The following is a 26,993-nucleotide window of genomic DNA, read 5'->3' as shown; positions in this document are numbered from 1 at the left end:
TGAGTTATCATGAATAATTCAGGTTAAAAGTTCAATTCATGGTATTTAGTATTTTTTCAACCATTAGTTTAAATACTTTTTTGTCATCTGCATGAATTGTTGTAAAACAATCATATTTTTCATAGGCGCTTTCAAACATTAGTCCCATACTAAATACATCTGCTAAGATTTCTGCTTTTTGATAATCTGGCAATTCTTCAATTTTAGGCATACAAGTCCTCTTTAATAATAATATAATATTAGAAGGAATCACATCCAAACTGCCGGAATATCTAGCATGAAGTGCGTGACCAAGTTCATGAAAAAAAACTGCTATGGGATTAACATTGCAATTATGATTCAAATGGTATAAAAAGAAATGCTGGCTTAAAGATGAGTCCGTTTTTAAAACCAAACATTCGCTGTTATAATTTTTATTGCTGTATTCTAGAAGACAGATTATTGCTGGTTTATCGACAAACACTTTATCGGCAAAATTGTACTTTGCAATTAAATAGGACATAATTTTTTGAACCTTGTTCTTACTTATAGCTTCTCCAATAGGTGAATAAAAATCGTTTTGTATTTGAAGTGATAGTTCCCTAATTTTTTTCAATGTTTTTACAGGCGTTTCTTTTCTCGGCATAGATAAGTACATGAACTTGGAAATGGCACTTTTACCACTATATATTTTATAGTTATCTGTTGATGGCTCCCATATATAATCACCTAGAGAATATTGAATCAGCTTTTCATAAAAGACTTTCACAATTGTTCCTTTATTCTTTTCTAATAATGCCTTTTCAGTAAAATCAAAAAGTTTATTTGCCGCCTCTAGCAAATCATTATTATAAATTGCACCATTCATCAACTCATAAATACTCATATTCTGTTCCTCTTCTGATTTCCAATTTATTTCCTAGTTACAAAACCTAAATACTTATTTGACAAAATCCAAACCTTTTACCAAAAAGTTCATTTCCTTTACCCTACCACGGTAACTAGAAACATATTGCACCTCACCTCAACACAAAAACACACCTGCATATCACCTTCAAACTCTCGAAACTCTTTGATTTACTAGACTTTTCGCTCCAGCAGAACTACGGTTTCCACATGCCTTGAAGAGATAAAAAGATTCCACTTTGGCATGGTAAAGTCTTGGCGGTATGGTATATTTCCTTAAATTTCAGAATTATCTATTTTAGAACATTTTGTTTTAATAGCCAAAGTTCCTATATCTAACGATTGTCTTAAATCATTGAAACGAGCCTAAAGTAAAAACTCAACTGTTATCTCCAAAATACTTTACGCATGAGATTCGATCAAATCTTCTATAATTTCTTGATTCCAATTAACTTTTCGAAACATTTCTTTTGCTAAATCCGTCATCTGATCAATATTTACATGCTTTTCTGTAAAAAATACTGGTTCTTCTTCACTTTCACCATATTGTAATACGGTTTGTTCTATTCTATTCCAAATATATTCTTCCACTTCATTCATTCTATAACCTATGTCAACTTTATAATCCATTAGTTGAATATTACTAGGATTAATCTCAGATGTTTCTGCAACTAAATATCTATAATTATTATTCGGCATCATTCTTACAGAAAAAGATTTTGTTTTGTTAGCTTTATTATGCATACTAAGACATACTGAATAAGGGTTTTTACTTCTTCCAACCCAAACACTCCACTTAAATTTCTTAGCAATTTTGTAAACATTAGTTACAAATTTTTCAAATTCATTATTCCTATACCTTTTCCATTCATTATTTTCTCTAATAAATTTTCTCCAATTATCTTCTGTTAAAATATCTGTATTCTTAATTCCAAAAACCTTCAACAACTCTTTTAACCCAACATAATAGTCTTTTCTAAAATCAGCATATTTTATATCCCGTAACATTAACGGAATATCACAATCCCTATAAAAGATCGGTAAGATTACATTTTTCTTCATTACCATTTGTTTATTCCATGCTGATGCAACTTCTTTTCTAACCCATTCTGATTCCCATGCTTCTTTAGAAATAACTATTCCTAAAAAGTCACATTGATCAATCCCTTCATCAATCTTCCAAAAAATAGATTCCCCAACCTTAATTTCATACTTATCGTACCATATACGTATTCCGTACTTCTCCATATCCTTTGCCAGTTTTTCAACAAAAGGCTTATCAATGCTTGTATGACTCATAAAAATAGATGACATGTTTTATCCTTTCTTTTTATCAAATCGTAATTTTTTCCCTTATCTGATTTTTGGTGCAACTGTTATTTACCTAAAGGTATTTAATTCGCTATAACATACATCGAAAAAATAAAATCTGTTCTAAATATATCATAAAATATCTAATATCCACATAATAACACAAAAACGGAAGAAGAACAAGTGTTCTTCTTCCTCATTGTAGTAATATTTTATATTATTTATATCACCTTGGTTGGTCACTGCCTTATTTCTTCTGTGAAACACAGATGTTTTCGCAATGTGGTGACATAGAAGAAGTTTTATACTATATAGTGAAAGATTAATATATCAAAACCAAAACAATTATTTATAAGGTCATTTTTCAGCATCATATTATGGATACTTACGGTATTTCATTAATCTCTTCTCCCCTAAATATTCTCTACCTTCATTTAAAATAGAGTAGGTAAGCTCGCCGAATAAATTTAAGAAATTTATCTCAACTCCCAAATCAAGATATAGTCTACTATGAAGATTATCCACATATAATTGGTAAATAGCATTTAAAGTAAACGCTCATCAATTGAAACCTTTTTTGATACAAGCAAGTGAAACATTAATGGATTGCTAAATACTTGAATAAATCTATCTCGCTTTCATCAGGTATTTCTATCCCTATATTATTTAAATAACTTAATACATAAGCAGTCTCAACACTGTCTAGAATGAACTTCTTTATACATTCTTCAAATGCATCATCATAACTTATAGCAATAGCATGTTATTACTCCAAAAATATGATATAATTTTATTTTTACCCTGAATTAAGCTGATCATCTTAGCTCAGCCTGCAGATCGGGTTCTCCAACTGATTGGGTCATCTTTCCAAAAGCAGACTTCACAAATTTCATAATTGCTATATGGTTTATTATTAAAAGTATATTAGTCACAGCACAGGCATTCATATTTCATTAAAACACCTCACAAAATTTTATAAGGATAACACATTATTTGTTCTTACAATAGAAATAAGATTTTTTAATAGAATTGTCTTTCTAACCAACAATCAAAATGGTATGGATGTCCATCAGTTAAATATATGTCTGAATATAAAAAAGTAATCAAATCCATGTCATCGAAAATGTCAAATATCCATTCATCCCAACTGTCATAGTCATCTATATCATCCTGTTCCCCATCAAACTCCATACTTTCCATTAGAAATCGAGATTCTTCCATAATTAGGTATAATGCCAGTTCCTCTATTACACTATGAGCTATTATCGGACTTCCCTTGGGAGCCTGTAATCGAAATTGAGTAACTGTGGTACGCAGAATATACAAGAAGTCATAATCATACCTCATAAGAAATTGTGCCGGTAATAATGACTCCATCCATGAAGCGCCTATTTGTCCAATGTGTGACTCTCTTGGCATTGAAGAAAGTTCATCCATGTCCTCCTGTAAATTATCAAGAAGTATGTCACTGCCAATCACAAAAGATGTAGCAGCAAAATTTCCAAATCTCTCCATGAGATATGACGACCACGCTTCGTGATCTCTATATTCGTTGAAATTCAATTTGTTACTTGTCTCGGCTTCTCCATTCCCCTGCAAACTATGCCAGTTTAGTGCTTTGCAGATACCTCTACATTTGTCCTTTCTTATAGACTCTCCAGATTCGTAACGGCTCCAGGTTTTTGTCCCAACGCCTGCTTTTGATGCCGCCTCTTCAATTGTGAGATTTAGCTCATTCCGTCTAAGCTTTATAGATTTTGCAAGCTCTAAACTTCCTTTAACTGATTTCTGACTCATTTTTCCTCTCCTTTACGTATTGTTTATTACTGACATGTCATCATAATGTCATTATGTCACTTGTTCCCAATTATGTCAAGAACCTTTTTCTTCATCAACTATTCCGAGATATTACTTCCCAATGATATACCATAAAAAATAATTTCATATAAATTCTATATATTTCCAAGACACTCTAAAATGATCTTTTCTCCTGAGAGCCTTTATTTTTTATATCAAAATAAATGTATCAAATACCTGGATTTTATGGACTTCCCCCTACTAAGCTTTAATCATATACCCTTTCTGGCAAACAGCTTCACCAAAATATCCCGAATCCATCCATCCTTCATCCAAAATAGGCAAATTAAGGCCATCTTGTCTTCCTTTTTCAATCCTTCTTACACATCTCCACACTACCTTACCTCTTTCCGCCCTTCTGAAATGTGGAGTACATTTATTTTCTGATAATAGAAAAGACGTGAAAGTATCCTCTCACGTCAAAACATATTTCTATCTATAATTCTAGACCCTTATATATCAGATATTACGGCGTTGTAACAGGATTACAGTCTCCACATGCCTTGAATAGACAAAAATGATGTCATGAAGACCCACTGAATCCTTGATGGAAGATATTTTTTTAATTCTACGCTTAAATGTCATCTGTTTATTCATTACAATATGATGCAACTGAAGACTTTATCAAGTAGTTAATCATAAATATTGCTGTTTTTGCAAAAAAAACATATAAAAATATAGAGACAAAATCTTCCACCTGATTTTTAGTCGTTACTATTGATATAACAATTAACTCAATACAAATGATTATAATCTCAAAAAAATCACTAAATTTCTCTACCCAAAACTTGTATGCGCTATATGCAACAGCGATTATTACGATTGCTCCAAATAATGTTCCCCAATGTGGCTGGAATGATAACATTGTGAAACCGCTAAGGCGAATAACTTAAAACCCTATGAATATATCAAACACCTTCTGGAAGAAATGCCAAAGCATCGGGATAGAACAGACCGAAGTTTCTTAGAAGATTTACTTCCATGGTCACCAAACTTACCAGAGGAATGTAGAAAGCAAAGCTAATTTACGGCCGCTCCATCGAGCGGCATACTTAAGTGGTAGGTAAGCGATCAATAAAAGAGTGCCTTATATAAAATAACAAGAACGGTTATAATTGCACTCCTTTAGCGTTTTCCACATTCTGCTTGTACAGCTTTTGACCAGGGCATTAAGTTATCCAGTCCTTCCAGGTAATTCCTCCAGTCCGTGTCTGGCATATACAAAAGTAGATATTCCAGATAGGTATATACGTTAAGACCATTCGCTTTTGCTGTCTCGATAATACTATATACTGCAGCTGATGCAGTAGCTCCCTTAGGGGTATCTGCAAACAGCCAGTTTTTACGCCCAACTGTAAACGGGCGGATTGCATTCTCAGCTGTATTGTTGGAAAGCGAACATCTTCCATCAAGAAGGTAATTCTCCATATACTTCTTTTGATTCTTTGCATAAGTAACAGCTTTTCCAAGGGCTGAACCACTTAACACATTTAGGTTTTCAAGCCAGCACCAAAAGGCCTCAAGAACTGGTTTTTCCAGTTCAAGACGCTTGCTATATCTTTCATCCGGAGTCAGGTCTTTCAGATCTTCGTCCATTTTAAAAAGCTGATTGCAGTAATCCCTTCCGATTTCAGCACTGGTAAGCGGAGCATCTTTGGCTTTCTTATCAGGAATTGCTTCAACGAACTTCCGTCTAAGATGAGCCCAGCAGCCACACCTGGTAATACCGGATAGTTTATTATATCCTGCGTAACCATCCGAATGCACATACCCTTTGAAATCCTTCAAATAGATTACTGCATGGTCACCATTTCTGGAAGACTGATAATCATAAAGAATAACCGGTGGCTTATCATCGTTTCCGGTCCGGTATAACCACATGTATGACTTCGTTTGTGGTTTCTTCCCTTCTTCCTTTAGCACCTGTATCGGAGTCTCATCACAATGAATGACATCTCTTAGAAGCAGTTCTTTTCGAAGACGCTCTGTTACCGGAATAAGATAATCCTCAGAACAACGGATTACCCAGTTAGCCATGGTTGCCCTTGACAGAAAGATACCAAGCTGTTCCCAATCCTTTTCCTGACGGTAGAGAGGAATACTGTTTACGTACTTTTGGTACATTACATTTGCTACCGAGCCAGGGGATGCCAGAGAATGATTCATTAGAGAGGTAGGGGTATTCGCCTTCTGAATATACGGATGATTGGTATGTTTACATTTCGGACATTCATAAGCCATTCTGACATAACGAACAATCTGAAGCTTTGCCGGAATGTATTCCAACTCCTCACGAACAGTTTCCTTACCGATTGGTTTAAGCGCTGTGCCACATTGAATACAATTCATATCTTCCCTGGAAGATTCACAAAGGATTTCCCTCACCGGAAGATCTTTTATTAGTTCTTCCCGTTTTGTTTTGGGATTGGTCCTTGTATATCCTTTGACTACTTCTTTTTTAATAGGTTCAGGAATAGAAGCATCCGCCTCAACTTCAGCTTCATTAAAAAGAGAAAGTTGTCCAGCAATTTCCCCCTTAGGAGTTTTTTCACTAGAAGAACCAAACTTTTCTTTCCGAAGAAGTAACACCATCTCAGTAAGGTTATTTACTCAAACTTCGCACATGGATTTTAGCTATGCACCTTGAAAATTCAATACCTGGCAGTAATTAAGTTGTCAATGTTCAGCTCGTTTTACGCTGCTAGTAAGCGTTCCTTTAGTACCGATGGAATCGCACTCATGAATGCATCCGTGAGTTCACAGATTTTTTCGTCTGATAGCTCACAATCATTTACAAGCAGTGCTCTGAACATTTGAAGCATCACTTGAAAGGCCTGAATCCATGTGATATCAGACAATTCGTCAGAAAAGTATAAGAATAACTCACCTAGAGAACGTTCATCCTTTGTTTCCCGATTCTCAACGGATAACATCATATATCTGGTGAAAACAACCGCTACATGGGCAGTCATTGCGTCATAAGAAAGTGAATGACATTCTTTGCTGAGTCTAAGATAACTTTTACAAATTTTAAAGAATACTTCGATATCCCATCGTTTTCCGTAAATGCGGATGATTTCATCCTCATCAATCGTTATGTCGGTGGAGATTATGCAGAGATATTCCTTACGATTGTTTTTATTCCGGACATAAATTACTTTAGCAGGTACGGTTTCTCCGTCTTTGATAACATCTACCATAACAGACAATAGGAATCGCGATTTACCACGACGCTTCTTATTCTGATTATAGATTTTCGGCAAGGATATATCTGTACCATTATAGCGGAAGAACATTTTTGGTGTCCTCTTAACCATAGCCACAACATCATAACCGATTTCCTTCACGGCATGTATTGTGCTAGGGGATGTAAACCAACTATCAAACAGGACATATTTTGCTGGAATGGATGCTATTTTGGCAGATTCCAACAGCTTCAACATGGCTTTCGTATCCTTGGTCATAGAAAGTTTACGACGTTTATATCCCGCTGTTCTTTTATCCAGTATTGCTGCTTCATTGATACGTTTTTTCTGTTTCTCGGAAGTCAGAAGAATGCTGTTAATTGGCAGAAATGTGCTTCCATCTGACCACCCGAGTGTCAGCATACGAAATCCGTAACGGTACGCATGTTTCGCATGGTCATATACTTTAGCAAGAAGTTCTACCTTCTTTGAACGGCTTCGCTCAAACATCGAGTCATCAATAATCAGGACATTTACCCTGTTCTCATCATTCAGAGGAAGAATGGCATCCCTGATGATTCTGGAACAAAGCACCGATGTGAAGCGAATCCAGTTGATATGAATCATCTTCATAAAACGATAGACAGTATCCTTGGCAAAGGTCGGAGTATTTCGTCCTGTCAACATGTTCATATACATGCTTCTATTTGAAAAAATCAAAAGAAATAGATACTGATAAATCTCGGTTACAGGAAATCCTTTCGTTTTATATGCGTTAGCAGCCTTGAGAGCCGATGAAAGATGAAATCTTGTAAAAAACTTTCTGATTGATGCAGAAATCTGGTTATCATTCTGGTTGTTTTGTGTTATACTTTTTGTCATAGCATGAACCTCCGATTGTTTGATTTTGTGTGGTAACTTAATTATAACAAAACCAGCGGTTTCATGCTATTTTTATGCCAGTTATTATTGAATTTTCAAGGTGCATAGGCACTTATTCAAGTGCGAAGTTTGAGTACTTAATTTATTGTTATTAGCTGCTTTAATCTCAACCAATAAATATGTGTTATTAACTCTTTATAAAGAAGTTTTTTATTAAATATACATATCAACATCCACCGTCATCTCAAGATTATAACTAATCATGTTTTTCCGAGTTAATAAAGCAACCGTCTCCACATGTGTTGAGTGGGTGAAAAAGATTCCCGCGAGGCGTGGTTGAGCCTTGGTGGAAGCCATATAATTCGTTACCCAAAGTCCAATGAACCATCTTTTTGCTCAGTGTCCTGCCTTTTTCCTGATAAGATTATAACCTAGATTTGCGCTTTTGGCGATGCGCACACCACCGGATATAATATTGTTGATAGTGGAATACTGCCAACAATAAAATCCTCAGCGCATTATCTGAGGATTTTATTCTTAGTAGCATTTATGTAATTAGTATGTGATTCCTTCCTTTTAATTTCTATCGTCTACATCAACTGCATTTAAGTCAACCGGATTTAAACCTGCAATGGATACATTAGCTGAACCATCTTCCTGCACCAGATTATTAAATAGATCTATCCCATAACATTTCTTTTAACGCGAAGCAGTTCTATTGCTTGTCCTATTTTGGCGCTTGCCTCTGGCATGTCTGTTATTTTTTCTTTCATTCCAATCATACTCATCAATAAATAGTCAAGCCTATGAATTTCTCCTCCAAGATTTAGTTGCTTATAAAAATCTTTTACTACACGATTTTCTTTGCACTCATCCGAAATTTTTATGTAATACTGATCATCCCTTATAAATGTTTTTTGTATTCCCCCAGTATCAGGATAAAAATATTGATGATCAGCATCTTCAATTATAAAAGAACTTTTTTGATGATTACATGAATGACAGGCTAAAACAAGATTTTCAATATATCCAGCTGCTGCTTTGCTCCCATTAAATACTGGAGCTTTCTCATAAATAAAATGATCAATTTCAAACATTACCTTAGGCAAAATATTTATTGAAGCCCCACAATATGCGCACTTACCATTATACGCTTTTATAAATTCAATTTTATAAGGCCCATTATTCTGATAAATATACGCATGCATATCACGAGCTCTTTTATGATCACTTTTTATTTGATCAGCAACTTTTGCTTTCTTCAGTCCCACATCTTTCAATGCGGGACAATATTTTGTATTTCTAAAATCATTAGACATCTAATTTCTCCTGTATATCTTTAAAGGCTAAAATCAACTGATCAATATCAGTTTTTGTAAGTTCATCATAGACACCGATGCCTTGTAAAGAATTAACAATCTTTTCCTTTATCGTAGTTTCCCAATTTTCATTACTTTCCAATTTTTCCGCAAGACGTCTATAGATTAAAATATTTTGAATTGCTTTATCTATATAACCGGGTAATTTTTCTGCGTAATATTCACTGGCTGTTTTTCCATATTTAGGATCGTATTTAGATATAGTACCTACATCGGGATCAGCCTCATTTTGCGTTATTACAATTACTTCAATGAATGGGTAGTACTTTCGTAAAAAAATTTTAAACTCTTCTCCTGAAAATTTGCTATTACCCACCGTTCGATTTTCAAACAATCTTGAGTCAATAAAAATGATGTTGGCCGATTGCACTTTTGGATTTTGCATAAGACTATCATAGCTTTCATTTGGATCAAATGTTATTTCAGAATATTCGATGTCATAATCCAAATTATTATATTCACGATCCAAATACTTTTCTAATGATGGCTCAGGTCCATCATCAATATAAAGCAAGTTGAATTTTTCCATTACATTTTGCCTCCTACTGAAAACTCTATTGAAAATCCAGGATAACCATAAATTTGTATAATCTCTCCACCTGACATAACAGCAGTATTATTGACTATCCACATTCCTAAGCCATGACCATTTTTCCGAGTTGTTTCGTGTACTTCCAAAATTTTTCTTGTATTGGCGGCGTATTTCTTGTCTAACCCTTTGCCATTATCTGAATAAATAAAATGCAAAAGGTTATCAAGCGTTTTAGCCTCAATGGTAATATTTAAATGATTACTATCTTCATTTTGCTGTATGCTATTTAAAATCAAGTTATCAAAAATTACTTTAATTATATCTTCTGACATTAAAAAACAGATATCCTCTTCCATTTTTGCAGTAATTGTTATCCATGCATAATCCCGTTCCCAAATATCCTTAATACTTTTTAAAACATCTGCTATACTTTGCCAAGAAGCCTCAAATTGCTTTTTTTCAACCTCTGCAAGCATTGTATTCATAAATGTTACTATTTTTGCACTTACAGTACTATTTGATTCTAAAAGATACGGCACATTCATATACGCTTTTTCTGTTCTTTCCGGTGATAGCAATTCATCCCACATATCATATTCTTTTAGTGCGAGAATGATATTCTGCGCATTCTCAGCAATCGAATTTCTGTCGTTCCTCATCTCATGAGCAATGGAAGAAGCTTTCAACCCTGTTGTTGCTAAAACATTCAAAATACGAACATCATATTTATAACGTTCTTCAACCGATGCTCTTTCTCGCTGATAATCAGAACTTTCCTTTCTATAAGTCTTGATTTCCGTCGCTAATTGCTGAGCTTCCTTTGCAGTAAGCAGGGAAACCGTTTTGGGGTCAGAAATTACTTTATCTGACACAGGTGTTGGTTTCTTTTCTGGCTCTACATTATTTTTTGTATCTATGTGTCTAATAATTTCTTGCCTATACCTCTCAAATTCTTTAAGACCAGTAAGAATAATTTCTATGAACAGCTCATAATAAAGATTTTCGTCTAAACCTTGTCTATTAGAAAGATCCTGTAAGACAGCATTTGCCATCTTATCGATTTGAACTTTTCCTGCCAATTGGTTTTCTCGTACACGCCAGGCGCCTGTAGGATGCGATGCTGCAGCTGGAGATTTTCTCGATCGTTTTCCTAAGCCAAGCCAGTCTTTCTTCCCTTCGTATGCTGAAATACTAAATGCATTTCGATATAGGATTATTCCTCCTTTTAGACTTTCAGGAAGGCTTGAGTATTTATATAAAAATTTTTCCATCTCTACAGAAGAAGAATTAACATTAAAATAAAACTGAGTAGAAAAATCTCCTAACTTTGATAGATATTCATTCAATTCGTCTGTTGATAAATCCCATTCTTTTGATGCCTTCAGCTCGTCAACCATATCAGTACTCGCAGAATACTCTTTCAAGTTTAATCCAGAACAAAAAATCTTTGCCTCTTCAAGAAACTCATCAGAGGATATTTCTGTTTTCAGTTTGCAAGTTTTGCTGTCATAATACATTTTAATGTTGCTTAAGCAGTTTTTTCCAAGTTTGGGTTCTGGAAAAAATCTTAATACATCAGTTGTAATGTCTGGATGAATCAATTTAATCTTCATTGAAGTATCATTATATGTTTTTGACAAAAAGTCGACTAAGTTTGTGATCTTTTTCTTACCCCACTTTTCGCGTAGTCCATCAATAATAATTTTTGTTCCCTGTAATTTAATAGACTCATCTTCATTGAGAGTCGAACCATTCCAGTCCGTTATCCATACAACTGCAATGGATTCTTTCTTCTTGGAAAAGATTTGAACATTTCGCCCTAAACGAGACAATGCAAATCGACCAATTCCTTTAGATCCGGCTAAAATTCTTTTATGATTATTTTCATCAATCACTTCATATTCTTTTGAACTTTTACCTACATGCATCCAATGTTTTCTAATATCATCAGCATTCATACCAACTCCATTGTCGGTAACAGTAAGGCGGTCTCCGTTGAATTCAAGTACAAGCTGCGGAGCTTTGGCATCGTAGGAATTCTTTACCAATTCCAAAACTGCCGACTCATCATTAGTAAAGTTCTGAACACCCAATAACTCTGCAATTGTGCTATCTTCAATTACATACTGTAAATGTTCCACAGTTCTACCTCCTAACAAATTCAAAATTATTTATATCCTTACAAGTAATTCTAATAGACTTTCCAGACACGCTTATTCCAACTTGTTTTATATAGTTAAGAAATTCTATGCTTTTCAAGATTCTTTCAGCCTCATCTAATGTGCAATTATTATCTTTTACTGTGATATAAATTCCAGAGTAAGGAATTGTCTCAACATCTAAATGATAAAGCTCAACAGTATTTGTTACAACAGTGGACATAAGAAGTTTTTCTTGATTTAAATGTGCAAGTGCTTGTGAGCGTCCATACTCAAACCACGCAGTGCTTTCATCTTTTTTTCTTGCATTAAGCTTTTCAATATGGCTATGCAAGTATTTAACTGTCTTTGGATAAATAGATTGAAACATATTTGTTTCCATCCGTATTAATTGATTGTTGACATATTGATAAGGGAAAATAATAAATTCTTTTCGCTTATATCTTAAAGATCGGGGACTAGCAGTAGGCCTTATTATTGCTTCTTCAATCTCATAATCTTCTATTTGTTCTGATCTCAAAATAAAAGCCTCATTTAGTAAAGTTGCTATAACAATTGAAGCATTAAACATATCACCAAATCTGACTAAATTTTCCCCTTCTGCATGTAAATTTACAAACATCCATTTTCCAACTAAAGAAGTTCGAGGAATCCGAAGTTCATAATTATCAGTCATATTTTTATATAGAACAAAATCCTCGTAATATGCCTTATCATATAAAAAAACACTTGTGGAAGTTAATGCAGTTTTAAAAATATTTTGTGATGGGTAGTCTAAAATTAATGAAATATGCGATTGCAATAATTTGCGTAATTCTTCAGCAAATACATTTTTATAAATATTGCTTGGCACAAGTTGTACAAGTTTCCCATTAGTATTTAATAATTTAACGCCCGCCTCAATAAATGCATAGCAATAATCAAATTTTCCAATTGCACAGGTAGAAAAATTACTCTTTATCATACTTTTATTGTCTGAATCAATTTCTTTGTAAGTAATATATGGTGGATTTCCAATAACCAAATCAAAAAGGATTTCACTTTTCCAAGTTAATGCATCTACGTTAAACAAATTCCACTTGACTGGAGGCACCCCAGATTCTTCTACGATTATATTAAGTTCTTCTCTACAGTTTGAAAATAATTTTTCATCAAGCTCAATACCATAAATATCAGTACTAAGCCCTTCTGAAATCACTTGAGAATCCAAACCCAAATCTCTACCACTCTTAATATATCTTTTAACAATAGCTGTTAAAATATTACCAGACCCAAATGAATTTTCTAAAATGCGACATCCAATTAAATTGTTTGTATAACCAGCTAAATTTAACATTATCTCCACCATTTCTGGTGGAGTGAATTTTTGACACTTGTCTTTATTTTTCTCATTATCAAATATTGAGCTCATGCTTTACCTCAGTACATATTATTTAATTGCTATTTCAGATACGTTAAAATGCTTTGAAAACGTTCTTCCAGATATTCAACAACCAACTCTGTCATTTCGGCAGATGAGCCATCTCGGTAATAACTGTCAAATGCTTCATAATAACGTTTGCGATCTGCAAATTTAACATTAACTGGAAGATATCCGTTTTGCATTAAGAATAAATTCAGTATTAAGCGCCCAGTGCGCCCATTTCCATCTATAAACGGATGAATCCCTTCAAATTTTAAATGGAATAATGCTGCATTTTCAATTGGATGAAGCTTAACCAAATTATTTTCCTTAATTAATCTATCCACCAATTCAGGTACCAAAACAGGTTCTGGTGGCTCATGGAATGCACCTAAAATACGAACTGGAATGCGTCGATAGACTCCCCGATCTTCTGGACGATCCATTAAAACCAAGGTATGAATCTGTTTTATAATACTCTCCGTAAAAGGAATTTTATTTTTTACTATATCTTGAACATATAAAAATGCATCACGATGTCCAACGGCCTCTAAATGATCTTTTAATGGCTTTTTATCAATAGTCACTCCCTCTAATACCATAGCTGTTTCCTGTAAAGTAAGCGTATTTCCCTCAATAGCATTAGAGTTAAATGTATATTCAACAAGAAATTCTTCACGTAGGCGCTGAACTTCTCCTTGTGTAAGTGGACGTCGATTATCTAATTCATTTTTTAAAGCATCAATTCTTGAAAATAAGGACACAAACTGCTCAGGTATTTTTTTGTTTCTATTTTTTCTTCCATCTACTGGTTTTACCGCATCCATAGGAATTTGATATGAGCGCCCCTTACGAATGATTCCAGGAATTTTATTTTCGTCGCATAATATTCTTACTCTCCGGTCTGAAATTCCCCATTTATTTGCTGCTTGTTGTACGTTCATGTATTCCAAAAGAGTCACCCCCTATATAATATTCCGATATTCTCATTATACACGAAATTCGGAACAATATGCAATATATTTTTACATTTTTTTGTTTTAATATTCCGTTTTACATTATAATATTCTCAGTAAAACTATCAGCTCATTTATTGGAGTAAATTACATTGTATTAGTCATCTTTACACCGAAGCCACCCATTATCACGAATACTCATCTTAGCTGCAGCAGCAATTTCATAAATAACCCTTTTCTCATAACTGGTACAGTCCTCTAACAGCTGTACCAGTTCTTCTTTATACTCCTCCTGATCATTTTCCTGATTACCGCTCAGCAGCTGATCCACTGTTGTTCCCAATGCATTCGCAATCTTTACAAGTGTTTCTAAACTCGCACGTTTTTTAGCCGTCTCGATATGGCTGATATACGTCACTGACATTTCAATCCACTCTGCTAATATCTCCTGTGAAATCTGCTTTTGCAGACGAATTTCCCTTACCCTCCGGCCAATAATTATAAAGTTTACTGCCATAAATTATCCTCCTATTATGTAGAATACTGTCATATTCTACATAATAGGCTATTGCTGCCTGTTTCATCTATATTGCCTTTGAATTGTACTGCCAAAAGGTTAATATCTAATCATAAACGAATTATTTGGCTTTGAAAATGAACCATAGGTCAACAAGCAGACCTGTGGTTCATTCCCATTTTCCCTTATACCTTATATAATTTTCAAATAAACTTATTTGCAGGAGAAAATGGCCATGAAAGAAAACGAAGTACACTTAACTGACACAGAACGCCAAAAAGCACGGATACGTGCACGATATAAAGGAATCAACACGGAAGAACTTGATGTTATTCCGGCTATACCGAAAGACAATTTCTACGAAAGCACCTCTGAAAAACGAGTCGCAATATATGCCCGGGTATCTACCGATGATCCCCGGCAGACGTCTTCCTATGAACTCCAGAAAAATCATTATACAGACGTTGTCAGCCGTCATCCCGGGTGGAATCTGGTCAATATTTATGCCGACGAGGGTATCTCCGGCACATCCCTCCAGCATCGCGACGCTTTCGTAAATATGATAGCAGATTGCCGGAATGGTAAAATCGATTTAATTGTCACAAAAACCGTAGCACGTTTTGCGAGAAATATATTGGACTGCATTGGCTATGTTCGTCAGCTTGCGGCTATGCACCCTCCCGTAGGAGTCTTCTTTGAGACAGAAAATATCTACACCCTTGACAGCAACAGTGAGATGCTCTTGTCCTTTATGGCCACAATGGCGCAGGAAGAGTCCCATAATAAGAGTGAAATTATGAATTCTTCCATTGAGATGCGGTTTAGCAGAGGCATCTTTCTAACGCCTCCGCTCCTCGGCTATGATCAGGATGAGAACGGAGAACTTATCATTAACGAACCCGAAGCAGAAACTGTGCGCTTGATTTTTTTCATGTACCTGTACGGATACACCTGCACTCAGATCGCAGATACTCTGACCAGACTTGGACGCCGCACCAAGAAAAACAATACTTCATGGTCACCCGGTTCTATTCTGCAGATTCTGCAGAATGAAAGACATTGCGGTGATGTGCTTGCGCGAAAAACCTGGACCCCCAGCTATCTGGATCATAAATCAAAAAAAAACAAGCGGGATCGGAATCAATACTGGGATCATGGGCATCACGAAGCCATCATTTCCAGAGACGATTTTATTGCCGTTCAGCACCTGATCAGCAACGCACGGTATGGCAACAAAGGCATTCTTCCGGAGCTGAAAGTAATACAGAATGGCGTATTAAAAGGATTTGTATCCGTAAATCCACGATGGGCCGCTTTTTCTGCTGACGATTACCATGCCGCATCGAAAAGCGTTTATGAAAATGGGTTGCTGCCTCCAGTAAACGGGCTTCAGATTGAAGCACATTCCGGAGATTTTGATCTGCGCGGGTTTGAAATTGCACGTTCTCAATTCTTTGACACCGCAAGAAAGCTATGCGTTACCTTTTCTGCTGACGGCATCGTATTCAGCACCGAATGTATACGCAAATTTGACAAATCCCTGTACATAGAAATGCTTATTCATCCCGGAGACCATCTGCTTGTAATACGTCCCTGCACAAAAGAAACCAGGAATGCCGTAAGGTGGGCTAACCCCAATAATGGACAGTATTATCCCCGGCCTGTCAGCTGTGCGGCATATATAAAAACACTATATGAGCTTTTCGGCTGGAAATCAGGCTGTAAATATCGTATGAGAGGTATCCACCGGTGCAGAGACGACGAAGCAGTCGTAATCTTTGATATAAAGGAAACGGAGATATTTATTCCGCAGGATACTTTGGAATCAGGTTCGAATGATTCACCGGAAAGTGCCCTGCTTTCCGATGGTTCCCAGCCTTTCACCTCCGGCCCTAAAAAGGACATCGTGGCTTATCCCTGCGCATGGGCGGACAATTTTGGCAGCAACTTTTACCGGCATGCCCAGGCACGGGAATTAGCTGCTTTTGACCGAAAAGGCGTATGGAACGTCAGCGAAGAAGGCAGGTCTTTTTCTGATTCTCCGGGATTAAATATCACCAGCGTTGAGGTAATCGGGAGCACCATCAAACAAATGATATGCAATATAGAACAGGAGCCAGAGAATGGAGAATGAAAATACCTTGCCATACATAAATAACAATCCCCCGCTAAAGCCGCTTAACGAGCAGACGATGCCTAATTCTGAAACAGACATTCAGGATGACAATTTCAGTTATGACGGTTATCAGGTTGTCCGGCGTGAATTTTTTGCTCATGTGTTTGAACCTTCGATTACCTTCAGCAGCTGCAAGGTATGGATGAATACAGCATGCCTGACCCGAATGCCGGATGTAAACTATGTTCAGATACTAGTAAATCCACAGGACAAAAAACTTGCTGTACGTCCAAGCAGGGAAGACGAAAAAGATTCTTTTCTTTGGTGCACCAGTAAGGGAATCCAGAGAAAACCAAAGCAGATAACCTGCCGTCTGTTTTTTGCAAAGGTCATTCAGCTAATGGATTGGAACCCTGACTACCGCTATAAGCTTCTTGGAAAGCTGATTCAAAGCGGCAGCGAATATCTCTTTATCTTTGATCTTACTGCTACCGAGATTTACCAGCGGCTGCAAAATGATAATGAAAAGCCAAAGACTTCGCGTACTCCGGTCTTCCCGGCAGAGTGGCAGAATCAATTCGGTCTGCCTGTCGAAGAGCATCGCCGGCTTCTTCAGGTAAATATATTTGACGGCTATACTGTATTTGGGCTGAAGGAAAAGGCAGCCGAAAACACACCTGTTTCATCTGACGAGGGGAGGGATGAGTTATGACAGGAAACAGCACTTTAATACCTGCAATATCAGTAGATTTGAAAAAATGCCGTATCCGGATACATAAAAACACACTGCATTCTATAGGTAATCCCGATTATGTACTGCTTTTGGTAAATCCGGAGGACCGAACACTAGCAGTTCTTGGCAGTGACAGCTCTGATTCTCGGGCTCATAAAATTACACAGTTACCATCCACCCAAAAGTCAATTGAACTGTACAGCAGATCTCTTGTTAATAATCTGCGCAGTTTGTGCAGTGAATGGGAGAATAATCAATCCTACCGCCTATACGGCGAAATAATTCCAAAGGAAGGAGCGGCTCAGTTTCACATGGACAAATCCATTTTGTTGAATCGGGCTAAATCATAATTCCATGGCAGAGAAAAGTATCTATAAATTAAAAATTGACACAGCTTTCAGACAGCTGATTCTGCCATTGTCTGCAGAAGAATTACTCTCTCTGGAAGAAAGTATTATAAGGGACGGATGCCGTGAACCTCTTCTTGTCTGGAACAGTACCATCCTGGATGGCCACAGCCGATATGAATTATGTATAAAACTCCGAATTCCGTTTAAAGTTCAGCGCATATATCTCAGAAGCCGTGAAGAAGCAATTGTATGGATTTGTGCACATCAGCTGAAACGCTCCAATATCACAGAAGAGATTCGCAGATACTTGATTGGAAAAAGGTGCGAAATGGAGAAAATACTTGGTGCACATCACGCTGCTGGAGTCAGTCAATACACAAAAAGAGAGCTCAGGGCAGGTATATTGCCTGAACCTGCCTTTACCGCCCCAGGTCAGACAAGAGAACGGCTAAGTGAAGAATACCTTATTTCTTCGGCTTCTATTTTGAATTATGAAAAATATACACAGGCGCTGGACTTGCTTTTAAAGATTATACCGGAACTGGTTCCCCGTATCTTATCCAGTGAAGTTAAGATATCCCTTGAAAATGCAATTGCGTTCTCACAGCTGTCAGTGCCGGAAGTAAAAGAGTTAAGTCCTTTACTCGCTGATAATCCCAGAGAATTTATACTAAATCTACGCCGACTGATACTGCAAAAACAAAATTCCTCGGAAAGTAATTCTCTTCCCATACCAGCGGGTTCTATAAAGGAAATGCCTGTGTATGATCCGGACGCTGAAATATCAAGCCTTACGCTGACCATTCCTTCATGGATCAGTTCCATTAACCGTACCCACTCCACATCAGATTTCAATGATGTAACCGGTGAAGCGTGCCACAGGCTGGAAAAAGAACTGGGAAATTTAAAAGAAACCATCAACCATATGCTTCAGGCTCTAAAGGAGGTAAATTAATGGACGATTACAGTGCGTTTGTTCCTAAAGTACATTTTGAGCAGATTCCAATTAAAAACCTGGTATCTAATCAGGAATATCAAAGAAACCTCTCTATTTCACATGTCCAGCGAACGGTAGAAAACTTTGATTTATATCAAATCAATCCGGTAAAGGTCAGCCGCCGCAATGGCGTTAATTATGTTTTCAACGGTCAGCATACGATAGAAATTGTAGCCATTGTATCCGGAACACGTGATACTCCGGTCTGGTGCATGATATATGATGATCTGGAATACACCCAGGAAGCGGACATATTTGCAAATCAGCTGAAGTATGTCAAGCCTCTTCTGCCGTATGAAATTTTTATGGCAAATGTTGAAGCCGGCAATGATGAGCAGCTTATTATTAAATCCCTTGTAGAATCATATGGATTGTCTATCACATATAACAAAATTCCCGGTGGAATCTGTGCAGTGGCATGTCTGGAATACATCTACCGGAAATTCGGGTTTCACGTGCTGGACCGTACTCTTCGTCTATGTATTGGAACATGGGAAGGTGATTCTAATTCGCTTTCATCCAATATGCTGAAAGGAATTGCTCAGCTGATTGTCGCTTTTGAAGACCTTCTAAAAGACGATCTATTCAAAGAAAAAGTCGGTGCTTTCTCTGCAAAAGACATCGGACGGACAGCAAGAGAAAGAAAAGCAGGATCTCTTGGTTATTCAGAATCCATGCTTATTGCTTATAACAAAAAATTGAAAGCGCCGCTGAAATGGTCAAAATTATATAAGATCAAATCAGCTATGGCTGGTGATGGTTACGATACGGCTGAGGATGAGACTTCTGCCGAGGAAGAAACACCGAACTAAATTTAAGCCGCGCTTTCTCACGTTCATGATAAATTCCGAAATACCTGTGAGTCTTTAGGATCTCAGCACTTTTTCAAGAGGCTTGCCTTTTGCCAATTCATCCACCAGCTTATCAAGCCATCTGATCTTCTGCATCAGCGGTTCTTTGATTTCCTCGACGCGATATCCGCAGATCACACCTGAAATTTTGGCGGCGTCCGGGTTGATCTGCGGGGCTTCGCAAAAGAAGGTTTCGTAATCGACCTTCTTTATAATCTGTCCCTGCAGTCCGGAATCGTCATAGCCCGTCAACCAGCAAATTACAGCATCAACCTCCGATTTACTGCGCCCCTTGCGCTCTGCCTTTTGGACTAGCAGCGGGTAGACAGCTGAAAATGCCATCCTGTATATTCGTTCATTTGTCATACAATATAAGCCTCTTTCCTTTCGTGCTATAATTGCACATCAATACATCCCAAAGTGATTCTTTTATGTTATAGGTTTTCAGATATTTAAAAATCATTCATGTACAGCTTGCAGGCCATGCCTACTAATTCATCTATATACCAAGATACTTATCCCTGAGATATCTGGCCTGCTCATCCGTAATAATGCCCGCCCAAAGATCCGCATTTATCGAACCATATAATTCACTCCACAAGCAGTCAAGATGCAGTACATTTTCCTTTTCTCCCTGCTGATAATCATCGATTGCCATCTGGAGACTCTCCGTGAGTCCAGTTTCTAAATAAGTCTTTATCTCTGGCTTCCCATCAGATATGTCGCTTTCCTGCTCTGGTTCCAGCTCTAATAAATCTTCCCTTGAAAGTTCCAGCACCTGTGACAGTTTAGAGAGTACCTCTTCATTACATTGATTCAAAGGAAGTTTTCCATTATAAATCTCCGTAAGAGTTTCCCACGAAATTCCACTGACCTTTGATACTTGATATCTAGACAGCTTCATATCCCTCATAATCTGCTGTATTGTCATTATAATCACCTGCCTCTCCCGTTCTACCTATCCAGATAGATTATTTGAACCATGCTTATTGTTTTTTGGCCTTCTTATTGGATTCTACTCCAAAGGAATTAACATTTTACCTCATAAATATAAGCTGTTCAACATAATAGTTTGAAGTTAATTTCTTATTTTTATTATACACTTTTTTTACATTTCTATAAACCCGTTTCTGCTTGCAGCAGACCATATTGGTACTGCCAACAATAAAACCCTCAGCCCACTGTCTGAGGATTTTATTCTTACCAGTACTTTATACACTGGCAGGAACCGCTGGTCTTTCGGCTCCTGCCGTCATTTAATCATCACACAGGACATCCTGCCGTATAACGATGCCCGATTGAAATTGAATTTCTATTTTGCACTCACTGATAACTCGGATTGTTTGAAGCAGTCTGCGGACAAGGTCATCGTCAAACTCCCGTTTTAAGTAGTTAATTTTTTTCGTGTAGCTACTCATCTCCTGCAGACGCTGTTCATAGGATTCTGCCAGATGTCGTTCTTGAAGCACCTTTGCTTTTTTCTTCCTTAGCTCCTTGATTTCATCTGCGATAATGCGGTATTCTTTATCGAATGTATCATCTGCACACTCGGTTTTGGCGCTTTCCTCGATAAGTTTCATCATTCCCTGTCGAAGCTGTTCGATTTGCTCATCGTATTCCGTAGGCTCTGCCTGTGCTGAGTAGCTTCCGATGATGCGGATTACATTTTCTCGGAATGCCTGCACAAATTCTCCCTGATCCTCTACCACGTTATTAATTGCGGTCATAATGGCTTCATGGAGGCTGTCTTCTTTCAGGGTGGGGGAATGCTTGCACCTCTTGGAACCGTGCTTGAGGCGGTTGTCACAGCGCCACACGGCTTTTTTCATGCCGTACTTGGACCATACCTGCCTGCGGTAGGGCTGACCGCATTCTGCGCATACCATAATGTCGGACAGCACATATTTGGCGCTGTACTTTCCCTTGATAGAAGGTGCATCCACTTTTTTAGATGCAGGTCGGTAGATTGCACCTCTACGTGCCTTTTCCTCCTGTACTCGGTGGTACAACTCCTTTGGGATAATCGCTTCATGATTATCTTCTATGTAGTACTGCGGTACGATACTTTTATTTATCACCTTTTTCTTCGTCAGAAAATCCACGGTATAGGTTTTCTGCATCAGGGCATCACCCATATATTTTTCGTTGCTAAGCATTTTGTCAATGACCGTTGCTTGCCATACGGTCTTTCCGGTGACTGTGGGGATACCATCGGCTTCCAGTATCCGTTTAATTTTATAACTGCTGTTTCCCTCTAAAAAAAGACGGAAAATCCTGCGCACCAGATCTGCTTCCTCTGGTATGATGACAAGATTTCCGTCTTTATTCTTTGTGTAGCCTAAAAACTTGCTATGATTGACAATCACCTTACCGCTTTCAAATTTTCGAACGATTCCCCAATGGCAGTTCTCGCTGATATTCCGGCTTTCCTCCTGTGCCTGACTGCTTAAGATGGTAACCAGCAGTTCACCGCTGCCCTCCAGCGTATTGATGCCCTCTTTCTCAAAGAAGACCGCGATGTTCTTTTCCTTTAGCTTTCGAATATTCATCAGTGAATCTACGGTGTTTCGGGCAAAGCGGCTGATGGATTTGGTGATAACCATATCAATTTTACCAGCCATGCAGTCCTCAATCATGGCTTGGAAGTTACTTCTGTTCTTCGTTGAGGTTGCGCTTTTTCCGTCATCCGCATAAATTCCCGCCAGCTTCCAGCTAGGATTGTTCTCGATTTTTTCTGTGTAGTAATTTACCTGTGCTTCGTAGCTGGTTTCCTGCTGTTCCTGCAGGGTGCTGACGCGGCAGTAAGCCGCAACCCGCAGGGCTTTCATTTGTGGACGAATTGTTCTATCATATCCTCGTGTTGCAGGGATAATCGAGATGTTCTTCTTTACTGCTTGCATCTTTGTTTTCCTCCTACTCACTAATTTTCTTCGATGTTCTTATCAAGAAGCAGACCGTTAAGCAGTTCAAACCGGAGCCTGCCATCCGGGTTTACTGTGATTTTACGGATTACCTGCTGAAAAAGTCTTTCATCAAAATCCATCTGCTTTTCTTTGCCTAAAATAGCAGCCTTTATCTGATCCGTCCGGTAAGCGCTGTCATCAATAACCGATACCCGATATTGTGCGGCAGCTCGTGTATAAGCAAGCTCTTTTATTTCGTTTACCTTATACTGACCGGCATTGAGAGTCTCCTTTATTTGTCGGGTCAGCTTTTCTCCGACAGGGCAGGGAGCAGGTGTTTTTATCGAGCGCCTTTGTTCCAGCATAGCTGGTGTCGCTATGATTTGGTTGATGACATTCATAAAAGCACTTTCGATTTGTTCATCGGTCAGAAAGATGTTTAGGCAGGATACCCGATTGGACTTGATATAATGCTTGCACTTCCATTTCACATTCTCACTGGGTTGATTGCAGTGTTCCACATATCTCCGATATGACTGTCCGCAGATACCGCAGTACAGCGTTCCGCTGAATTTTGTTTGATTCCGGAAACTGTTTGGTTGTACGTGTCTGCCAAGGCTTTTTACTGTTTCCTGTCTGCGCTTTTGCACCTGCTCGAAAATTCCGCTTTCGATCAGTGAAGGATAAAACTCATCTCCAGTGTATTTTCTATTTTCCAATATCTTTCCCACCGAACCGTGGTTCCAAGAGGGCTTGTGACTGGCATTTAAGACTCCTTGTTTCGTTAAGTCTTTTGCAATCTGATAGGTAGAGGTTCCGCCCAAATATGCCTGAAAAACAGCTTTTACTATCTGAGCGGCTTCCGGCACGATATCAGCCTTACCATTTACGATCCGGTATCCAAGCGGCATATGTCGTTGCATCTGCTTACAGCTCCTTTCCGTAGGTTTCTTCCAGCTCCAGTCCGTTCTTCAGTTTAAAGACCAACCGCTGTCCGGGGTAAGCAGTCACCGTTTCAATCATCATTCGGAAGAGCTCCTCGTCATAATCGTCTAGTATGGCAGGGCGGTTTCTGAAAACCGCCATCAGATACTCTGTCTGGCTGATTTGCTCATCAAATAATTTTTGCTCCTTGAGAAGCTGCTGTCGGCGGTATGCCTTTTCCAGCTCCGTGTCTATAAGACCTCGTTTTTCTATAAAAACAACAGAGCCAATGTCGCCGCCTGTAAGGACTTTCTGCAACATATGGCTCTGCTGTTTTAATTCCCTTATTTTATTCTCCAGCTCCAGCAATTCCTGTACCTGCTCCGGATCGTCCGGCACCGCTTTTAATATCGCCAGAAGAGGATAAAGGATATCTTCATAATTACTGGCCAGCTTGTTCCACAGGGTTATGAAGGTATGCTGGATGCAATCTTCCCGAATTGATTTCTGACTGCATTTCGAAATATCCTCAATATGCTGATGACAGCACCATTGTACTTTTTCGTAAGGCTTTCCAATGTATATCTTCTGCCTCCTAAATATGGAGCCGCATTCTCCGCAGATAATCCGACTGCTGAATGCGTATCGATTCTGGTAGACCTCGACATTCTCCACACATTGCTTTTGTCTGCGGTATGCGTATAGCTCTCGAACCGCCTGTTCTTCTTCTCTGCTGATAATGGGTTCATGGTTATCCGTAATCATAACCTGCGGCATCTCACCGCGATTATGCTTCTTGGTAAAGGGTACCCCCTCAGTCGTGTAGGTTTTTTGGAAGAGCAGGTCACCTGCATACACTGGGTTCTGCAATATCTCCTTGACCACACCGTCCTGCCAGCCCTTCGATCCTCGTATGGTAGGAATTCCCGCCTTACGCAGTTCTTTTGCTATGGCGTAGGAGCCTTTTCCACCAAGGTACTGATCAAAAATTCTACGGACAATTTTGGCTTCTTCCGGCTGGATGATAAGCTCTCCATTCTCATCGTTTATGTACCCATAAGCAGGGGAGCTGATGATAAAGGTTCCATTCTGAAAACGATATTGCACGGACCATCTGGAATTGGTTGAGATACTCTCGGCTTCACCCTGTGCTATGGAGCTGAGGATTGTCAGCAGCTGTTCACTTTTCTCAGACAGGGTGCTGATCCTCTCCTTTTCGAAGTAGATCTCGATGCCTAAACGCTTCAGCTCCCGAATCGCCTTGATACTGTCTACGGTATTTCTGGCGAAGCGGGTGACGGACTTCGTAAGGATCAGATCGATTTTGCCTAATCTGCAGTCCTGCATCATCTGTCGGAATTGATCACGTCCACTGGTTTTCGTACCGCTTCGTGCCTGATCCGCATAAATACCGACACATACCCAGCTGTCCTTTTCCTGAATGAGCCGCTCATAATACTCCACCTGAGACTCAAAGGAACTGATTTGCTCTGCTGATTCGGTACTCACTCGGCAATAGGCGCATACTCGTTTCACAAGGGGCTTTTCCATGTTTGAAATGGTGCTAACAGGCTCAATTTTTACTACCTTTTTTACTGTCTTCTTTTCCATATGCTTCTCCTTTCCCAGAAGATTCTTCTCCTGTTAGCAACACACATTACCACACCTTTTCATATATAGCTAGTGTTTTTACGCATATACTTCAGCCAACTCCGGAGAAAATGTTTCCCGGTTCAGTGCATCAATTTTTTCATACTCCTCTGGCAGTAAAAAGCCGCTATTCACCATAATATCCAGCAATTTTACCGATAGCTTATATTGCATTTCTCTTGCTTCCTTTTTGTTTTCCATGGCATTTCCTCCTGTTCCTACATATCTGCCCCCCACCTAAAGCATCCGCAGCTCAGCAGCCGTTACTCTCTGATCCTCTTCATATAAAAGTCTTTGAAATTCTTTCTCGCTGGCAACTACCAGGGGAGCCGGGGAGCCTTCTCCTTTCTGCAGTGAACACAGCTCCTTTTGTACCTTCTGCAGCAGTTTCTGATTGGGACAATGGCTGATGCTACTTCCAAGGGTACTTAAAATAAGACGGTCTGACAGACTGGTCAGAAGCAGTTGATTCGTACTTTCCTGATGCGCCCTAATAAAGCTCGCAATATTTTCCGGGGTGTTTTCAAAATAATAGGTTTTGTTTGAACCATTGCTATTGCAGACACAGCCCACCACCAAATCCTTTTCCAGCAAATCGTTTAAAGAATGATTACTCATACAGTTCCTCCTTTTCTTTTTCTTAATTGATGATTTATCTCACAAGGATGCGGCAGAAAAATGGAAATCCGGTTCTGCCGCATAGTTTCTAAGATAAAAAGTACGCTGTTCACACAGACTTATAATATATATGATCCACTTCAAGTGAAGAAAAGAGGGGATATGCACTCTACATTTCCATTGAAGGCGATTCACACGCATTTTCCTGTTCAGAATCGGCGGTTTGCTCATTACCCTGCGGCTTCGAAGCTTCCTGGGTCATCTTTTCCTGCTGTCCAGGCTGACAGGCTTCCAGCATTTCCACCACCTTTTCGGGAATATGCTCAAAATCCACATGATGATCCCGCTGGATATATACGGTGTACCAGTAATCGTAGGGAACATAAGTGTCAGCCAGATATTTGGTATCTGCAGGCTTCATTTCATCAAATCCCTGATCAATGATACCCTTTGGCGTCAGAAAAAAGGTACCGTAATGCTCCCCGGAGGATTGCAGGTCAAGCGCCACGATTCCAAGTCCCATATGCCCTGTGTTACGTCCCACTATAACAGCCGGTACATCGACAAACTCATAACCGCCGTAATCCAGATCATCTGTTCCGTAAACTTCTATAAATAAATCGTGCATTTTCTTCAGGGCTTCCTTGGCATACATGTTGTCCTGGGTATTGCAGGAGCGATCCAGCTCCTTAAAATCCAACGTGGGCAGCAGTGCATTCAGCCGTTCTATATAGACTGCCTGTAAATCCGGGTTTTCCATTCTACAATTCACCTCCAATTAGTTTA

At 38.4% G+C, this 26,993-nt stretch carries 24 protein-coding genes and 1 pseudogene; 6 read left to right on the top strand and 19 right to left on the bottom strand.

Annotation, left to right across the window (positions count from 1 at the left end):
- Positions 1-31: 31 nt before the first annotated feature.
- The 3 genes from BR73_RS0109360 to BR73_RS0109350 form a co-directional block, all read right to left on the bottom strand.
- The gene (locus BR73_RS0109360; protein WP_033165311.1) at positions 32-865 is read right to left on the bottom strand and encodes a hypothetical protein; all 834 of its coding nucleotides are present in this window, start codon (positions 863-865) and stop codon (positions 32-34) included.
- 422 nt (positions 866-1,287) lie between these two features.
- A complete protein-coding gene (locus tag BR73_RS27280; protein WP_051685080.1) occupies positions 1,288-2,199 on the bottom strand; it encodes a toll/interleukin-1 receptor domain-containing protein in 912 nt (303 codons plus the stop codon).
- 1,017 nt (positions 2,200-3,216) lie between these two features.
- The gene (locus BR73_RS0109350; protein ID WP_033165310.1) at positions 3,217-3,993 is read right to left on the bottom strand and encodes a helix-turn-helix transcriptional regulator; all 777 of its coding nucleotides are present in this window, start codon (positions 3,991-3,993) and stop codon (positions 3,217-3,219) included.
- Positions 3,994-4,933: 940 nt separating this feature from the next.
- Between BR73_RS0109350 and BR73_RS28230 the strand changes: the two are divergent.
- A pseudogene (locus tag BR73_RS28230) lies at positions 4,934-5,077 on the top strand (transposase domain-containing protein); the annotation flags it as partial.
- A 101-nt stretch (positions 5,078-5,178) separates the two neighbouring features.
- Here the strand turns inward: BR73_RS28230 and BR73_RS26730 are convergent.
- The 8 genes from BR73_RS26730 to BR73_RS0109305 all read right to left on the bottom strand — a co-directional run bounded on the left by BR73_RS26730 (position 5,179) and on the right by BR73_RS0109305 (position 15,065).
- Complete coding sequence (locus tag BR73_RS26730) at positions 5,179-6,645, bottom strand: IS66 family transposase (RefSeq protein ID WP_156034656.1); 1,467 nt, start codon at positions 6,643-6,645, stop codon at positions 5,179-5,181.
- 101 nt (positions 6,646-6,746) lie between these two features.
- Entirely contained in the window at positions 6,747-8,120 is a 1,374-nt protein-coding gene (locus BR73_RS0109335) for a transposase (RefSeq protein ID WP_033165308.1), read from the bottom strand.
- Positions 8,121-8,800: 680 nt separating this feature from the next.
- The gene (locus BR73_RS0109330; RefSeq protein WP_033165307.1) at positions 8,801-9,439 is read right to left on the bottom strand and encodes an HNH endonuclease; all 639 of its coding nucleotides are present in this window, start codon (positions 9,437-9,439) and stop codon (positions 8,801-8,803) included.
- Positions 9,432-10,028: a hypothetical protein gene (locus BR73_RS0109325; protein WP_033165306.1), complete on the bottom strand. Its 597-nt coding sequence runs from the start codon at positions 10,026-10,028 to the stop codon at positions 9,432-9,434. The genes BR73_RS0109330 and BR73_RS0109325 overlap by 8 nt, the downstream gene beginning before the upstream one ends.
- Positions 10,028-12,172 carry an ATP-binding protein gene (locus BR73_RS0109320; RefSeq protein WP_033165305.1) on the bottom strand — a complete coding sequence of 715 codons (2,145 nt, stop codon included), beginning with the start codon at positions 12,170-12,172 and terminating at the stop codon, positions 10,028-10,030. The genes BR73_RS0109325 and BR73_RS0109320 overlap by 1 nt, the downstream gene beginning before the upstream one ends.
- A gap of 4 nt (positions 12,173-12,176) precedes the next feature.
- A complete protein-coding gene (locus BR73_RS0109315; protein ID WP_033165304.1) occupies positions 12,177-13,601 on the bottom strand; it encodes an N-6 DNA methylase in 1,425 nt (474 codons plus the stop codon).
- 29 nt (positions 13,602-13,630) lie between these two features.
- Positions 13,631-14,545: a DNA-binding protein gene (locus BR73_RS0109310; protein WP_033165303.1), complete on the bottom strand. Its 915-nt coding sequence runs from the start codon at positions 14,543-14,545 to the stop codon at positions 13,631-13,633.
- 160 nt (positions 14,546-14,705) lie between these two features.
- Positions 14,706-15,065, bottom strand: a complete 360-nt coding sequence (locus tag BR73_RS0109305) for a helix-turn-helix transcriptional regulator (protein WP_033165302.1) — start codon at positions 15,063-15,065, stop codon at positions 14,706-14,708.
- 235 nt (positions 15,066-15,300) lie between these two features.
- Between BR73_RS0109305 and BR73_RS0109300 the strand changes: the two genes are divergently transcribed.
- The 5 genes from BR73_RS0109300 to BR73_RS0109280 are packed head-to-tail and all read left to right on the top strand — an operon-like array spanning position 15,301 to position 20,073.
- Positions 15,301-17,199 carry a recombinase family protein gene (locus BR73_RS0109300; protein ID WP_033165301.1) on the top strand — a complete coding sequence of 633 codons (1,899 nt, stop codon included), beginning with the start codon at positions 15,301-15,303 and terminating at the stop codon, positions 17,197-17,199.
- Positions 17,189-17,893, top strand: coding sequence for an integrase (locus BR73_RS0109295; RefSeq protein WP_347463341.1), 705 nt, complete (start codon positions 17,189-17,191; stop codon positions 17,891-17,893). The genes BR73_RS0109300 and BR73_RS0109295 overlap by 11 nt, the downstream gene beginning before the upstream one ends.
- On the top strand, positions 17,890-18,264 hold the full coding sequence (locus BR73_RS0109290; protein ID WP_051685079.1) for a hypothetical protein: 375 nt from the start codon (positions 17,890-17,892) through the stop codon (positions 18,262-18,264). Before BR73_RS0109295 ends, BR73_RS0109290 begins: the two co-directional genes overlap by 4 nt.
- 4 nt (positions 18,265-18,268) lie before the next feature.
- Entirely contained in the window at positions 18,269-19,219 is a 951-nt protein-coding gene (locus BR73_RS0109285; RefSeq protein ID WP_033165300.1) for a hypothetical protein, read from the top strand.
- Positions 19,219-20,073, top strand: coding sequence for a DUF6551 family protein (locus tag BR73_RS0109280; RefSeq protein WP_081848587.1), 855 nt, complete (start codon positions 19,219-19,221; stop codon positions 20,071-20,073). Before BR73_RS0109285 ends, BR73_RS0109280 begins: the two co-directional genes overlap by 1 nt.
- 54 nt (positions 20,074-20,127) lie before the next feature.
- On the opposite strand, the gene BR73_RS0109275 is transcribed toward BR73_RS0109280, so the two are convergent.
- The 8 genes from BR73_RS0109275 to BR73_RS0109245 form a co-directional block, all read right to left on the bottom strand.
- Positions 20,128-20,478, bottom strand: coding sequence for a DUF2200 domain-containing protein (locus tag BR73_RS0109275; RefSeq protein ID WP_033165299.1), 351 nt, complete (start codon positions 20,476-20,478; stop codon positions 20,128-20,130).
- A 133-nt stretch (positions 20,479-20,611) separates the two neighbouring features.
- On the bottom strand, positions 20,612-21,043 hold the full coding sequence (locus BR73_RS0109270) for a helix-turn-helix transcriptional regulator (RefSeq protein ID WP_033165298.1): 432 nt from the start codon (positions 21,041-21,043) through the stop codon (positions 20,612-20,614).
- Positions 21,044-21,368: 325 nt separating this feature from the next.
- Positions 21,369-23,012, bottom strand: a complete 1,644-nt coding sequence (locus BR73_RS0109265) for a recombinase family protein (RefSeq protein ID WP_033165297.1) — start codon at positions 23,010-23,012, stop codon at positions 21,369-21,371.
- Positions 23,013-23,032: 20 nt separating this feature from the next.
- A complete protein-coding gene (locus BR73_RS0109260) occupies positions 23,033-23,938 on the bottom strand; it encodes a recombinase family protein (protein WP_033165296.1) in 906 nt (301 codons plus the stop codon).
- A 4-nt stretch (positions 23,939-23,942) separates the two neighbouring features.
- Positions 23,943-25,550: a recombinase family protein gene (locus BR73_RS0109255; protein ID WP_033165295.1), complete on the bottom strand. Its 1,608-nt coding sequence runs from the start codon at positions 25,548-25,550 to the stop codon at positions 23,943-23,945.
- Between the two features lie 78 nt (positions 25,551-25,628).
- Positions 25,629-25,790: an SHOCT domain-containing protein gene (locus BR73_RS29095; RefSeq protein ID WP_197032638.1), complete on the bottom strand. Its 162-nt coding sequence runs from the start codon at positions 25,788-25,790 to the stop codon at positions 25,629-25,631.
- Positions 25,791-25,826: 36 nt separating this feature from the next.
- The gene (locus tag BR73_RS0109250) at positions 25,827-26,207 is read right to left on the bottom strand and encodes a hypothetical protein (RefSeq protein WP_033165294.1); all 381 of its coding nucleotides are present in this window, start codon (positions 26,205-26,207) and stop codon (positions 25,827-25,829) included.
- 169 nt (positions 26,208-26,376) lie between these two features.
- A complete protein-coding gene (locus BR73_RS0109245; protein ID WP_033165293.1) occupies positions 26,377-26,967 on the bottom strand; it encodes a hypothetical protein in 591 nt (196 codons plus the stop codon).
- Positions 26,968-26,993: the final 26 nt, after the last annotated feature.

Origin of the sequence: Clostridium sp. KNHs205, from assembly GCF_000702945.1 — a bacterium.
Lineage (GTDB): Bacteria > Bacillota > Clostridia > Lachnospirales > Lachnospiraceae > Anaerocolumna.
The sequence above is the reverse complement of the archived record's forward strand: the minus strand, read 5'-3'. Positions and strand labels throughout refer to the sequence as shown.

Coding starts and splice junctions, on each gene's coding strand:
- BR73_RS0109330 (WP_033165307.1), bottom strand. CDS start 9,439: ATGTCTAATGATTTTAGAAATACAAAATATTGTCCCGCATTGAAAGAT.
- BR73_RS0109260 (WP_033165296.1), bottom strand. CDS start 23,938: ATGCAACGACATATGCCGCTTGGATACCGGATCGTAAATGGTAAGGCT.
- BR73_RS0109295 (WP_347463341.1), top strand. CDS start 17,189: ATGGAGAATGAAAATACCTTGCCATACATAAATAACAATCCCCCGCTA.
- BR73_RS27280 (WP_051685080.1), bottom strand. CDS start 2,199: ATGTCATCTATTTTTATGAGTCATACAAGCATTGATAAGCCTTTTGTT.
- BR73_RS0109300 (WP_033165301.1), top strand. CDS start 15,301: ATGAAAGAAAACGAAGTACACTTAACTGACACAGAACGCCAAAAAGCA.
- BR73_RS0109270 (WP_033165298.1), bottom strand. CDS start 21,043: ATGACAATACAGCAGATTATGAGGGATATGAAGCTGTCTAGATATCAA.
- BR73_RS0109315 (WP_033165304.1), bottom strand. CDS start 13,601: ATGAGCTCAATATTTGATAATGAGAAAAATAAAGACAAGTGTCAAAAA.
- BR73_RS0109305 (WP_033165302.1), bottom strand. CDS start 15,065: ATGGCAGTAAACTTTATAATTATTGGCCGGAGGGTAAGGGAAATTCGT.
- BR73_RS0109285 (WP_033165300.1), top strand. CDS start 18,269: ATGGCAGAGAAAAGTATCTATAAATTAAAAATTGACACAGCTTTCAGA.
- BR73_RS0109280 (WP_081848587.1), top strand. CDS start 19,219: ATGGACGATTACAGTGCGTTTGTTCCTAAAGTACATTTTGAGCAGATT.
- BR73_RS29095 (WP_197032638.1), bottom strand. CDS start 25,790: ATGGAAAACAAAAAGGAAGCAAGAGAAATGCAATATAAGCTATCGGTA.
- BR73_RS0109245 (WP_033165293.1), bottom strand. CDS start 26,967: ATGGAAAACCCGGATTTACAGGCAGTCTATATAGAACGGCTGAATGCA.
- BR73_RS0109275 (WP_033165299.1), bottom strand. CDS start 20,478: ATGACAAATGAACGAATATACAGGATGGCATTTTCAGCTGTCTACCCG.
- BR73_RS26730 (WP_156034656.1), bottom strand. CDS start 6,645: ATGGTGTTACTTCTTCGGAAAGAAAAGTTTGGTTCTTCTAGTGAAAAA.
- BR73_RS0109325 (WP_033165306.1), bottom strand. CDS start 10,028: ATGGAAAAATTCAACTTGCTTTATATTGATGATGGACCTGAGCCATCA.
- BR73_RS0109335 (WP_033165308.1), bottom strand. CDS start 8,120: ATGACAAAAAGTATAACACAAAACAACCAGAATGATAACCAGATTTCT.
- BR73_RS0109255 (WP_033165295.1), bottom strand. CDS start 25,550: ATGGAAAAGAAGACAGTAAAAAAGGTAGTAAAAATTGAGCCTGTTAGC.
- BR73_RS0109265 (WP_033165297.1), bottom strand. CDS start 23,012: ATGCAAGCAGTAAAGAAGAACATCTCGATTATCCCTGCAACACGAGGA.
- BR73_RS0109350 (WP_033165310.1), bottom strand. CDS start 3,993: ATGAGTCAGAAATCAGTTAAAGGAAGTTTAGAGCTTGCAAAATCTATA.
- BR73_RS0109250 (WP_033165294.1), bottom strand. CDS start 26,207: ATGAGTAATCATTCTTTAAACGATTTGCTGGAAAAGGATTTGGTGGTG.
- BR73_RS0109290 (WP_051685079.1), top strand. CDS start 17,890: ATGACAGGAAACAGCACTTTAATACCTGCAATATCAGTAGATTTGAAA.
- BR73_RS0109360 (WP_033165311.1), bottom strand. CDS start 865: ATGAGTATTTATGAGTTGATGAATGGTGCAATTTATAATAATGATTTG.